Origin of the sequence: Porphyromonas miyakawae, assembly GCF_045865415.1 — a bacterium.
Classification (GTDB): domain Bacteria; phylum Bacteroidota; class Bacteroidia; order Bacteroidales; family Porphyromonadaceae; genus Porphyromonas; species Porphyromonas miyakawae.
Genome location: NZ_BAAFSF010000001.1, coordinates 71,222 through 83,519, shown reverse-complemented (window position 1 = coordinate 83,519; position 12,298 = coordinate 71,222). Strand labels below are relative to the sequence as shown.

The following is a 12,298-nucleotide window of genomic DNA, read 5'->3' as shown; positions in this document are numbered from 1 at the left end:
AAACAGAAAGGCACGAGTGAACTATTTCGCTCGTGCCTTTTTTTATGGTCTCGTCTTGCTTTAGAGATGCTTTATTAGAAAACTCCCGTATTATTCAGTAATAGAACCGTATAAGCTACGTAGCAAAGAAGCAAAATAGCCCCTTCATAGCGCATTATTTTTCGTTTGCCAAAGAAGAAGGCACAGAAAAGGAGCAAAAGTGGAGCGGCCACTACCATTATGAAGTCGAGCCTTGTAATACCGCTTACAGGTAGAGGATTGATCATAGAGACAAGCCCCAATATCAGGAGAATATTGAAAATACAGCTACCCACTATATTACCCACAGCCATATCGGCATCGCCTTTGAGTGCTGCAGCAATAGAGGTAGCCAACTCAGGAATACTGGTACCCAATGCTACGATGGTAAGTCCTATAAATGCCTCACTCACACCCAGTAATTTGGCAATCTGTACAGCTTGTTCAGTAAAATACTTTCCGCCTACTACGAGCAACCCTAAACCGATCAAAACAAGGAGAGAGGACTTCCATAAAGGTATAGGTAATACTTCCGGTTCAATCCGGTCCTCCTTAATTTTCTCTACTACACGTTCTTCGCGTCTTTTACCCAACCAAATCGTATAGATAAGAAATAGGATAAAGAGAATGAAAAGTATAGTTCCCTCCCACCAAGATAAAGTTGATGAATCAGCGAATCCCAATTCTTTATCCGAACAGAAAAACCAAAGCAGAAGTGAAACAAAGAGTAAGAAGGGCAATTCATACCATGCAGTGCTCTTGGCCACTCGAAGTGGACGAAGTAAGGCAGTAATTCCTAAAATGAGGAATATATTAAGGATATTGCTGCCTAATATGTTTCCAATGGATATATCTCCGCTTCCCTGTATTGCCGCTGACAAACTAACGGTTAACTCCGGCATGGACGTCCCCATAGCGACTACGGTTAGCCCGATTACCAGTGTAGATACATTCAGTTTCAAGGCTATGGCAGCAGCTCCCCGCGTGAGCAAATTAGCACCATAGCCAATTACTACAATGCAAATGATAAGTAGCAGAGAAGGTAGTAGCAATTCAGTCATTTACTTCTTTAATTACAGATAACAATTTCTATGACGAAGGTACAAAAAGAAGTGGATACAAATAAAAAACAACTGTTGATAATACGTTGATAACTACTCGAAAAGTTGTTCGTAACGTGTAGATAAGTTTTTGTTAAATAACTTGCTTTTGTCCTTTTCTTTTCTATCCAAAGTAGAAATGAAATAACCAAGGAAAAGAAGCAAAACTTTTCAACTATTTATCAACAGAGATATGAACATACACATTGCGCTACTGATGCGGGTATCGAGCGGTATCAACAGCTTCAACGGCATTATTATTATGATTAGTATCTATATTATCCTATAAAGTAATATACAATAAAGGGCAATAAGGAGGAGATAAAAAGTGGATTCTATAGAGTAGAAATAAAAAAGGCAGCACACCCACCGATGCACCGCCGCTTTACTGAGTAGCGAGGAGAGGATTCGAACCCCTGACCTCCGGGTTATGAGCCCGGCAAGCTACCACTGCTCCACCTCGCAATCACACGCATTCAGAATAAAAAATCCCCGACGTACGAGGAGTACTTCACCTGAACGACTACAAAGGTAGTCAACTTTTCTCTAAAAACAAAAATACTTGAGCATACACTCATTGCTGGTTGTTTCTTTTATTGTTTGCTTTTGTGATACGAATCAGAGGGCGTTTTCCGTCTTCTCCACAACCATCGGCAAATTCTCTAAGTACTTACTTGAAAATTGATCTGTATCTTTTGGGCAAAACTTTCTGATGTTTCATTTCAAATATCTATATCTTTTGATGGATAGATACAGATCTTTTGGCAAGAGGCTTCCACTGCTCTCTACATGTAAAGGGGTTTTGCTACCTTTGCATAGAGTAGTACATTCTCTAAGAATAAGTTATAGCGATGAATCATCCTCTTTATCTCTACAATACGCTAACCCGCAAAAAGGAGCAGTTTATACCCATTAATCCGCCTCATGTAGGCCTTTACGTATGTGGTCCCACTGTCTATGGCGATGCCCATTTAGGTCATGCCCGTCCGGCCATTACTTTTGATGTGCTCTTCCGTTATTTACAGCACTTGGGATATAAGGTGCGTTATGTACGCAATATAACCGATGTAGGACACTTAGAAGGCGATGCTGATGAAGGGGAGGACAAGGTATCGAAGAAGGCACGCTTAGAGCAGTTGGAGCCTATGGAGGTGGTGCAGTACTTCACTTTACGGTATCATGCAGCCATGAATGCCCTTAATGTACTGCCGCCTAGCATTGAGCCGCGTGCTTCCGGACATATCATTGAGCAGATAGCCCTCATTCAAGAGATCTTAGATGCCGGCTTCGCTTATGTGAGCGAGGGTTCTGTCTATTTCGACCTACCCAAATACAGTAAATCTTATCAATACGGAGAGCTAAGCGGACGGCAGTTAGACGAAATGCTGAGCCAAACACGTACACTGGATGGTCAGGATGAGAAACGCAACCCATTGGATTTTGCACTTTGGAAGAAAGCTAAGCCGGAGCATCTGATGCATTGGCCCTCTCCCTGGAGCGAAGGATTCCCCGGTTGGCATCTGGAGTGTACCGCTATGGGACGTAAATACTTGGGTAACGAGTTTGATATTCACGGAGGGGGTATGGACTTGATGTTTCCCCATCATGAGTGTGAGATAGCGCAAGCTAAAGCAGCCGAAGGACATGCCATTGTCCATTATTGGATGCACAACAACATGATCACGATTGAGGGAAAAAAGATGGGTAAGAGCTTGGGTAATTTCATTACACTGGAGCAGTTTTTTACAGGCGACCACCCGAAGCTAACCGCTGCCTATAGTCCGATGACTATACGCTTCTTTATCCTTGGTGCTCATTATCGCGGTACGGTAGACTTTAGTAACGAAGCCTTGGAGGCAGCGCACAAGGGATACGAGCGTTTGATGGATGCTAATGCTGTACTCGATACAATTGCCCCAAAAGAGAGTAGTAGCTTTACCATAGAGCCCTATCAAAAAGCGCTTGAGGAGGCTATGCAGGATGACTTGAATACCCCGATTGCTATTGCCCAGTTATTTGAAATAGCTAAGCAGATTAATCGTCTCAAGAGTGGTGACGAAACACTTACCGAGACCGACTTATCGGCTTTAAAGAGTCTTTTCCGCACCTATTTGTTTGATATTTTAGGGCTAAAGGATGAGCGAGATAGTAGTGCAGCCGGATTGGAGGCCTACCACGGAGCCGTAGAGTTGCTCTTGGAAGTACGTACAGAGGCAAAAGCCAAGAAAGATTGGACAACGAGTGATTTAATCCGCGACAAGCTTTCTGCCTTGGGCTTTGTACTGAAGGATACCAAAGAGGGTACTGAGTGGCAACTTAAAGAGTAGTATGCTGCTATCCTTTATCGTCCCCGTTTATAACCGTCCGGAGGAGGTAGAAGAATTGCTTGCCAGCTTGCAGCAGCAGGGTGTAAGCAACTTTGAGGTTATTATCGTTGAGGATGGGAGTACCCGCTCCAGTAAAGAGGTAGTGTCACACTACAAAGAGCATCTCCATATACACTATATTGAGACCCCTAACGGGGGTCCCTCCAAAGCACGTAATGTAGGTGCATTGGCAGCAGAGGGGCAGTGGTTGGTATTCTTAGATTCTGATGTCGTACTTCCTGAAGGCTATGTGTTGGCCCTACAGGATGGAATAGCTCGTAGCAATGCCGTTTTGGTTGGAGGGCCGGATCGTGCGGCTGACGATTTCACCGCATTGCAAAAAGGTATTAACTATGCGATGACCTCACCCCTTACTACAGGTGGGATAAGAGGCGGTAAGAAACATAAGCATTATTGTCCCCGCACTTTCAATATGGGTGTGGAGCGAGGTATGTTTGAGCAGCTAAAGGGCTTTGATGAAGCTATGCGCTTCGGGGAAGATGTAGACTTCTCCATGCGTGTTTATGAGGCCGGAGGAGCAGTGGCTCTAATACCCAACGCCTGGGTATACCATAAGCGTCGTACCGACTTCCGTAAGTTTTTTAAGCAGGTGTACAATAGTGGTGCAGCTCGTATAGACCTAACTCAGCGGCACGAAGGCTCTTTGAAGTTGATCCATTTACTACCCTCTTTTGCCACGGTGCTGTTCGTTCTTTTTGTATTAGTAGGCTTTTGGCATCCCCTATTATGGGTTTTGCTGCTACTCTTTGCTTTATTAGTAGGAATTGATTCTTTTTATCGCACACGGAGTTATTCGGCTTCGCTCTATGCCATACCGGCTACCTTTATTCAAGTAACAGGATATGGATCGGGACTAATAATAGCCGCTTGGCAAAGCCTTATACATAAGAAGCGCGGATATAACGCCTTTAAGGATAGCTTTTACGAATAACATTCTCCATCCAATGAAAATATTTTCCGACCGAACCAAGCTTCTTCGCATAGGACGCTATGCCCTCATTGTGCTTTGCTTTGCACTCATTGCTACCCTATACTTTACCCCTGCCACCTTTGAAGGGCGTACCCTCTATCGACAGGATGTGGAGGGTGCAGTCGGTATGGGTACCGATGCGCGCAAGTTTTATGAGAAAACAGGCGAACGCTCCTACTGGACCAACAGTATGTTTGGAGGAATGCCCATGTACCAGATAGCACCCGAGTATCCCTCTACCAATGCATTGAGTACTATTCAAGGCGCCTATACACTATCGAGGCCATTAAACTTGTTGGGAGACTATCCGTGGCTACTCTTCGGACTATTGATCGGCTTCTTTATTCTAATGAAGGTACTCCGAGTTAACGATTGGATTGCCCTCTTCGGTAGTATAGCTTGGTGCTTTTCTTCCTACTTTGTGATCCTTATTTCCGCAGGGCATATTTGGAAGCTTATGACTCTTATGTACATACCGCCTACCATAGCCGGCATGATATTGATCTATCGCGGAAAAAGATGGTGGGGGGCGTTCCTTTTAGCTCTATTCACAGCACTGCAAGTACTAAGCAACCATGTACAGATGACTTATTACTTTCTCTTTGTGATGGCAGCCCTTGTCATAGCATTCCTTGTGGAGGCGATCCAAAAGAAAACATTTAAGCATTTTATAATCTCTACTTGTGTGGCATTAGGTGCCGGATTGATCGGTGTAGCAGTGAATAGCAGCAATCTATACCATACCTATCAATACAGCAAAGAGACTATGCGTGGGGGCAGTGAGCTTACGGCATCTTCTGAAAGCAATGCAGATGGAGTGAATGCCTCAGGACTGAGTAAGGAGTATATCACCCAATGGAGTTACGGAGTAGGCGAGACGCTTTCGCTGCTGGTACCTAATATTCGCGGGGGTGCTTCCGAACCTATCGGAGTCAACCCTAAGAGATTGGAAAAGATACAACCCGAGCTGCGTCAAACTGTCGCTCAGAGTCCATCTTATTGGGGCGAACAACCTTTTACAAGTGGCCCTGTGTACGTAGGTGCCTTCCTGCTTTGTATGGCTATATTTGGGTTCTTTGTGGTAAGAGGACCTATTAAATGGGGATTGCTTATAGTGACTATTCTCTCCGTTATGCTCTCGTGGGGGAAGAACTTTATGCCACTGACGGACTTTTTCATACAATACTTTCCACTGTACGACAAGTTTCGCTCGGTATCCTCCTTTTTGGTGGTCGCTGAGTTTACCCTACCCATTATGGCGGCACTCGCTTTTGTGGAAATAGTGCACAATAAGAATATACTGAAAGAGCGCAAAGTAGCGACTGCTATCTCTTTTGGATTGCCCCTACTCATTACACTTGTACTGGCACTCTTCCCCTCTGTTGCCGGAAACTTTATATCACAATTTGAAGCCGAACAGCTCCGTCCGCTGATCGCACAAGATCCCATTTACGGCTCCCTACGTGATGCCTTGGTAACGGCACGCAAGAGTATGCTAGTCAGTGATGCTTGGCGGAGCTTCTTTGTAATAGCGATCGGCGCTTTGCTGCTTATTGTTTTCACGAAGGGTGCCTTCAGAAACCGGAAAAATTCAACCACGATAATGACAGGGCTTATGACTATTGCGCTGCTCATTGATATGTGGCCTATTGCAAAGCGTTACTTGAATGACGATATGTTTCTTCACAACGAGCATATAACTGCTGCTGCGCACCCTCTTACCGCTGCCGATAAAGAGATACTTAGTGAGGCTAAGCCGGCAGATAGGGTACTCAATCTGACAGTCAATACCTTCAACGATGCCACAACCTCTCTTTGGCACCTCAGTGTAGGTGGATACCATGCGGCAAAGCTACAGCGCTACCAGGATCTTATTGACCGACAATTGGCTAATATGAACCCGGAGGTGCTCAATATGCTCAATACCCGCTTTTTCATTGTTCCCTCGGAAGACAAAACAAAGCAGATCGTGCAGCGCAATCCGGATGCATACGGCCCGGCTTGGTTTGTATCAGAATACAAAATAGTACCTACTCCGGATGAAGAAATGGCGGCTTTGTCTACGGAGCATTTGGGTGCTACCGCAATTATAGACCGACGCTTTGCTTCCGATGAACTAAAGGCATTGCCGACCATTAAGGATTCCACAGCTACTATATCCCTAAAACATTACCAACCCAACGAAGCGGTCTATGAAACCAATAGCACCACACCTCAGCTGGCTCTTTTTAGTGAAGTGTATTATCCGAAAGGGTGGAAAGTATATTTAGATGGAGATCCGAAGCAATCGGTAAATATGCTGAGAGCAGACTGGATACTTAGAGCAGCGGTTATCCCTTCGGGAGCACATACTATTACATTCCGCTTCGATCCACCCTCTTTGCATCGCACAGAGCTTGTAGCCTTTATAGCTTTTGCACTACTGATATTGCTTTTTGTGGCTGCTATTACTGTGCCACTTCTTCAGAAAAGAACAAAACAATTAGATAATCAAACGACAGCATGAAACGAATCTTGCAGTATGCTGCAGCGATCTTTGCGCTGACTATGCTCTCAGCCTGCAGCCCAAAGCTTAAGCCGCTCAGCAGCGGGCTATTCTCCCTAACACCCAATCCGCCTGAGGTTGTAGGTAAAGAAGTACCCTACAGTGTAGCGGTAAGCATACCTGCTAAGTGGATGCATAAGGATGTATCACTGCGTATCACCCCCGTCCTGCGTTATTCAACGGGAGAGATTTGGGGGTCTTCGGCTATGCTTCAGGGCGAAGCTGTAAGAGATAATAATCCTGTAATTGCTTATTCCACAGGGGGAATGCGCACCATTAGCGGGTCTTTTCTTTACGATCCCAAGGCAGCAGAGAGTGATCTGTACATTACTTTCCGAGCATCACGTGATGGCAAGCAGTTACCTTTGAAGCCGGTTAAGCTCTCTTCCGGTATTATTACTACAGCTACACTTGCCGGCATTCAGACCACCCCGGCGGCTTTTGCTGAAGATCGCTTCCAACGTGTAGTAACGGAGCGCATAGATGAGGATATCAAATTTCTACTTGAAAGTAGCGTAATCCGCCCTTCAGAGAAGCGTAAGCCTGAGTTAATAGCTTGGAAGAAACGAGTAGAGGAAGCAAAAGCGGCTCCCAATCAAAGTGTATCGGTAGAAGTATCCTCCTATGCATCTCCCGAAGGTGGTGTTAAGCTTAATGAAAAGCTCTCTAAGCATCGTGAAGAGAGTACAACCCGCCTCATTGAAAAAGAGTTGGGAAAAGGGAATACAGACCTTCCTATTAGAGCAACCTATACGGCTCAGGACTGGGATGGATTCCGTGCTTATGTAGAAGCAAGTGATTTGCCCGACAAAGAGCTCGTTTTGCGTGTATTAAGCATGTATAGTGATCCGGAAGAGCGTGAACGGGAAATCCGTAATATCAGTGTGGTGTATGATCGTATAAGTAAAGAGATTTTGCCACAGCTGCGTCGCTCTCGCATTACGGCTATCATAGAGACCACGGGCAAGAGTGATGAAGAGCTTACTGATTTGTTACGCAGCAATCCCGCTTCCCTCAATGTGGAAGAGCTACTTTATGCTATTTCGTTGGAGCGTAGTGAAAAGGATAGGGTAGCATACTATCAGCGTGCCGCACAGCTCTATCCGGAAGATTCTCGCGCTACTAATAACTTAGCTGCAATAGCTATCCAACAGGGCAATTTATCGGAAGCTGACCGACTGCTCAATAGTATAAAAGGTACAGGCGCAGAAAGCCAAGTACGCTTAAATCGTGCACTGCTTCTCATCCATGAAGGACGGCTGGAGGATGCAGCAGAAGAGGTAGACAAAGCAGAAGCTTCTGCAGCTAAACAGGAAGTGCTGGGTCTACTCCAACTCAAGCAGGGCAAGCACAACGAAGCTGCCTCTACGCTCAAAGAGAGCCACAGCACTACAGCAGCCATTGCACAAATTATGACGCATAACTATGCACGAGCCATTGACCTATTGGATAATGCCGTACCGGCTACAGCTCTTACTCACTACCTCAAGGCTGTTTGTTATGCACGGCAGAACAGTGCCGCTCAAGCAGCTACCGCTTTGTCTGAAGCCATTCTACTGAACCCCTCGCTTCGAAGCAAAGCACGCAGTGATGCAGAGTTTCGCAATATTCGCAACAGTCAGGCAATAGCTCGCCTGCTAGGTCGCTGATCAACTGCTGTAACACTACAAACTGAGAAGGTTGGGGAAGCGTATAGGCTCTCCAACCTTCTTTTATTTCTTATTAGATCCTAACGAAATGCCGGAGTGCTACAAGTTTTACCCCCATAGGACTTCCATAAGTAGGTACTCTTTTGAAAAATATTGTCCGAAGAAAGGAACGCATAAAGGTAAATGAATCAACTATTGTTCCAAGTGTGTCGCCTAATGATGCTGTCTCTATTCGTCAGTAAGCACGACTACGCTTTATCTGCATTTCATTTTTTTGAGCCAAGGTGTCCCTTAACCTCTGCCATACGATACTCATCCATCATTTGAAGTATCTCCTCTATCTCTTTCGAAGCGTTCTCAAGCAGGCGTAGTACTTCTGCCCGACGGTCGATATTCTCCTCTTGACCGGATTGAAGAGCCGCTATTACGCCTCGCCGGCTTAGATGCTTATTGCGTATCAGGTAGTGTATTTGCTTAAGCTTATCAACCTCTTTCTGTCGATAACGCTTTACCCCCTTTTGTGAATGAGGTGCATTGATCTTATAGGTTTTCTCCCAATAGCTAATTGTTGCAATAGATTCATTGAGTAACTCAGCAACCTCAGTGGCACTATAGTACAATTTGAAATCCTTCTCTGCCATACTTGTCACACTGTATTGATACGTATTAATTGGCTTCTGAGAGCTTTTCTTTTAGGAAGCGGGCTGTATAGGAGTCGGGGCAGAGTGCAACTGCTTCGGGCGTTCCCTCTGCTACTATATAGCCGCCTTCTGCACCGCCTTCAGGGCCAAGGTCAATGATCCAGTCAGCACACTTGATTACCTCCATATTATGCTCTATAATCACCACTGTGTGTCCTGCCTCAACCAATGCATCAAAGCACTCCATAAGTCTACTGATATCGTGAAAGTGCAGCCCTGTAGTAGGCTCATCAAAGAAGAAAAGCGTAGGTTCGCTGCGCGTCTTTGATAAGTAATAAGCGAGCTTAAGGCGCTGATTCTCACCACCGGAGAGCGTAGAGGTGCTTTGTCCTAACTTAATATACCCCAAGCCTACCCTTTGCAAAACCTTTAGGATAGCTACAATGGAGCCTGACTGAGGTGCAGACGAATGCTTTGTAAAGAAGTCTACCGCCTGATTGACACTCATCTCTAATAGCTCAAATATATTAACGCCGGCATAAGTCACGTCCAATATCTCTTTCTTGAAGCGCTTGCCGTCACACTCCGAGCATATCAGCGTAAGGTCTGCCATAAATTGCATTTCTATGGTCACGGTACCTTCTCCCTTGCACTCTTCGCATCGTCCACCGGGTCGGTTAAAGCTAAAGAAATAGGGCTGATAACCCATCTGCTTAGAAAGGGGTTGCTCGGCATAAAGCTCACGGATAGCATCATAAGCACCCATATAAGTAACCGGGTTGCTACGGGTAGTCCTGCCTGCATTATTCTGATCTACGTATATAGCAGCCTGGATATGGCTTATATCTCCTCCAAGTATCTTCTGCTTAGCTCCCTGCTGCAACTCTTCTCTTCCTAAGGGAGCACCTTCTTTTCTATCCAAATAGCGAAGTGTCTCTTGATAAAGCACATCCCGCACAAGTGTACTCTTCCCCGATCCGCTCACTCCTGTCACCACGGTAATCACGTCTAAAGGAAACTTCACGGATACATTCTTCAGATTATGTTTGCAGGCTCCGGAGATCTGAATGGCGTTGCGCCATTTACGTCGTATCGGGGGTACCGGTATTTTCTCTTTACCGGTTAGAAATGCGGCTGTATAGCCGGGGGTAGTCGAAGTAATCTGATTGGGCGAACCGGCAAAAACGACCTCTCCTCCGTAGCGACCTGCATTGGGACCTATATCCACGATGTAGTCGGCGGCACGCATTACCATTTCATCGTGCTCTACTACGATAAGTGTATTACCCGCCTCGCGAAGCTCCTCTATTACGTGTACCAACTGCTCCGTATCGCGATCGTGTAGACCAATTGTAGGCTCATCCAATACGTACATAGCCCCATAAAGATTATTGCCTAAGCGTGTAGCAAGGTTAATACGTTGGCTCTCTCCTCCGGAAAGTGTATTGGCGGCACGCGATAGTTGCAAGTAGGAAAGTCCTATCTCAGCGACAACGCTCAAGCGTGTTCTAATCTCGGTTAAAATGCGGTCTGCGGCCTGCTCAAGCCCCTCCGGCAACGTAAGCGTATCAAAGAAAAGCTTTGCTTCTGCGATGGTCATATCCACCACTTCGCCAATATCCTTTCCTCCTATTTTTACGTAGTAAGCCTCTTTTTTGAGGCGACGCCCTTTGCACGTTGGACAAATGCACCTACCACTAAAATGCGCTAAGCGAACCCTATTCTGTATCTTGTAATACTCCTTACGGAGCATGGCGAAGTAATCGTTTATTCCATAAACCTCTTTTCGCTCGCCTATGCCCTCTTTCCCATTCCACAAAAGCTCTTTTTCTCGCTCATTAAGCTCTTGATAAGGGGTGTGAACTCTGAAGCCCAAAGAGGCCACGGAGGCGATGAAATAGCGTTTCCATTCAGCAGACTTAGGGCCTATCCAACAGGCCACGGCATCGTCATACACAGAGAGGGACGGATAGGGTACAATGAGCTCCTCCGAGAGTCCGATGGTCTTGCCAAAGCCCTCACAGGTAGGGCAGGCACCCATTGGGTTATTGAAGTCAAAGAGGGCTGTGGTAGGCTCCTCAAAGGTAATACCATCCGCCTCAAAACGATTGCTAAAGTCGTCACGCCGTACAGCCTTTTTCTCTTTCTCCACGACGAGCTGCAACGCAGATTTTCCTTCGTAAAAGGCTAATTCGGCAGAATCCGCCAAACGACTTGTGAACTCCTCGTTGTCATGCCTTACGGAGAGTCGATCTATCACCAGCCATACCTCATCATCCGGCTGCCAATCGACTACTTCACTCATCCGGCAAAGGGAATCATTCACCAGCAAACGGCTATAGCCTGCTGCTTGTAATACGCTGAGCTGTCGCTCTACCGATAGCGTGCTGTCTCGCTTTAGGGGGGCCACTACTAAGAGGTGAGTACCCTCTTCATACTCTAGTGCGCGCTTTACTACGTCTTGTACGGTGTGCCTTTTTACCTCTTGTCCACTGATCGGTGATAGGGTCGTACCAAAACGCGCAAAAAGCAACTTCAGATAGTCGTATAGCTCTGTGGCTGTCGCTACGGTACTGCGCGGATTTCGGCTAATTACTCCCTGGCGAATAGCCACAGCCGGGGGAATATACTTTATGGAGTCGCAATCGGGCTTCGGCATACGATCCAAGAACTGACGGGCATAGCTCGACAGACTCTCCACATACCGGCGTTGTCCCTCTGCGTAAAGGGTGTCAAAAGCCAAACTACTCTTGCCCGAACCACTTACACCTGTCACCACGGTCAACTTGCCGCGGGGTATCTCCACGGAGATATTTTTCAAATTATTTACCCGACACCCCTTCACCTCTATAGGGCGATAGGCGAGTGATTGTGCTTTCTTATCCGCTTCTTTACTCATGCTCTACACCTTTCATGCGAAGTTACGCTTTTCAACGGAAAGATCCACCTCACAAAAGTTTCTAATCTTTCAAACAAAACTTACAGATC

At 46.0% G+C, this 12,298-nt stretch carries 7 protein-coding genes and 1 tRNA gene; 4 read left to right on the top strand and 4 right to left on the bottom strand.

Translation table 11 applies throughout. The annotated features are described in order from the left end of the window. Positions 1-74: 74 nt before the first annotated feature. A complete protein-coding gene (locus ACLWMH_RS00305; RefSeq protein ID WP_411914783.1) occupies positions 75-1,079 on the bottom strand; it encodes a calcium/sodium antiporter in 1,005 nt (334 codons plus the stop codon). 432 nt (positions 1,080-1,511) lie between these two features. Continuing rightward, positions 1,512-1,583, bottom strand: a tRNA-Met gene (locus tag ACLWMH_RS00300). A 386-nt stretch (positions 1,584-1,969) separates the two neighbouring features. On the opposite strand from ACLWMH_RS00300, the gene cysS reads away from it, so the two are divergent. From cysS to ACLWMH_RS00280, 4 genes are read left to right on the top strand one after another with little or no spacing between them, the layout of a single operon-like run. Beyond that, the gene (gene cysS / locus ACLWMH_RS00295; RefSeq protein ID WP_411914782.1) at positions 1,970-3,445 is read left to right on the top strand and encodes a cysteine--tRNA ligase; all 1,476 of its coding nucleotides are present in this window, start codon (positions 1,970-1,972) and stop codon (positions 3,443-3,445) included. A 1-nt stretch (position 3,446) separates the two neighbouring features. Beyond that, entirely contained in the window at positions 3,447-4,436 is a 990-nt protein-coding gene (locus tag ACLWMH_RS00290; protein ID WP_411914781.1) for a glycosyltransferase, read from the top strand. A gap of 13 nt (positions 4,437-4,449) precedes the next feature. Continuing rightward, positions 4,450-6,981, top strand: a complete 2,532-nt coding sequence (locus ACLWMH_RS00285; protein WP_411914780.1) for a hypothetical protein — start codon at positions 4,450-4,452, stop codon at positions 6,979-6,981. Further along, positions 6,978-8,669 carry a tetratricopeptide repeat protein gene (locus ACLWMH_RS00280; protein ID WP_411914779.1) on the top strand — a complete coding sequence of 564 codons (1,692 nt, stop codon included), beginning with the start codon at positions 6,978-6,980 and terminating at the stop codon, positions 8,667-8,669. The genes ACLWMH_RS00285 and ACLWMH_RS00280 overlap by 4 nt, the downstream gene beginning before the upstream one ends. A 266-nt stretch (positions 8,670-8,935) precedes the next feature. Here the strand turns inward: ACLWMH_RS00280 and ACLWMH_RS00275 are convergent, their stop codons facing one another. Together ACLWMH_RS00275 and uvrA are read right to left on the bottom strand one after the other, a co-directional pair. Further along, on the bottom strand, positions 8,936-9,310 hold the full coding sequence (locus ACLWMH_RS00275) for a MerR family transcriptional regulator (RefSeq protein ID WP_411914778.1): 375 nt from the start codon (positions 9,308-9,310) through the stop codon (positions 8,936-8,938). Positions 9,311-9,335: 25 nt separating this feature from the next. Then, a complete protein-coding gene (gene uvrA / locus ACLWMH_RS00270) occupies positions 9,336-12,209 on the bottom strand; it encodes an excinuclease ABC subunit UvrA (protein ID WP_411914777.1) in 2,874 nt (957 codons plus the stop codon). Between the last annotated feature and the right edge of the window lie 89 nt (positions 12,210-12,298).

Coding starts and splice junctions, on each gene's coding strand:
- ACLWMH_RS00305 (WP_411914783.1), bottom strand. CDS start 1,079: ATGACTGAATTGCTACTACCTTCTCTGCTACTTATCATTTGCATTGTA.
- cysS (WP_411914782.1), top strand. CDS start 1,970: ATGAATCATCCTCTTTATCTCTACAATACGCTAACCCGCAAAAAGGAG.
- ACLWMH_RS00290 (WP_411914781.1), top strand. CDS start 3,447: ATGCTGCTATCCTTTATCGTCCCCGTTTATAACCGTCCGGAGGAGGTA.
- ACLWMH_RS00285 (WP_411914780.1), top strand. CDS start 4,450: ATGAAAATATTTTCCGACCGAACCAAGCTTCTTCGCATAGGACGCTAT.
- ACLWMH_RS00280 (WP_411914779.1), top strand. CDS start 6,978: ATGAAACGAATCTTGCAGTATGCTGCAGCGATCTTTGCGCTGACTATG.
- ACLWMH_RS00275 (WP_411914778.1), bottom strand. CDS start 9,310: ATGGCAGAGAAGGATTTCAAATTGTACTATAGTGCCACTGAGGTTGCT.
- uvrA (WP_411914777.1), bottom strand. CDS start 12,209: ATGAGTAAAGAAGCGGATAAGAAAGCACAATCACTCGCCTATCGCCCT.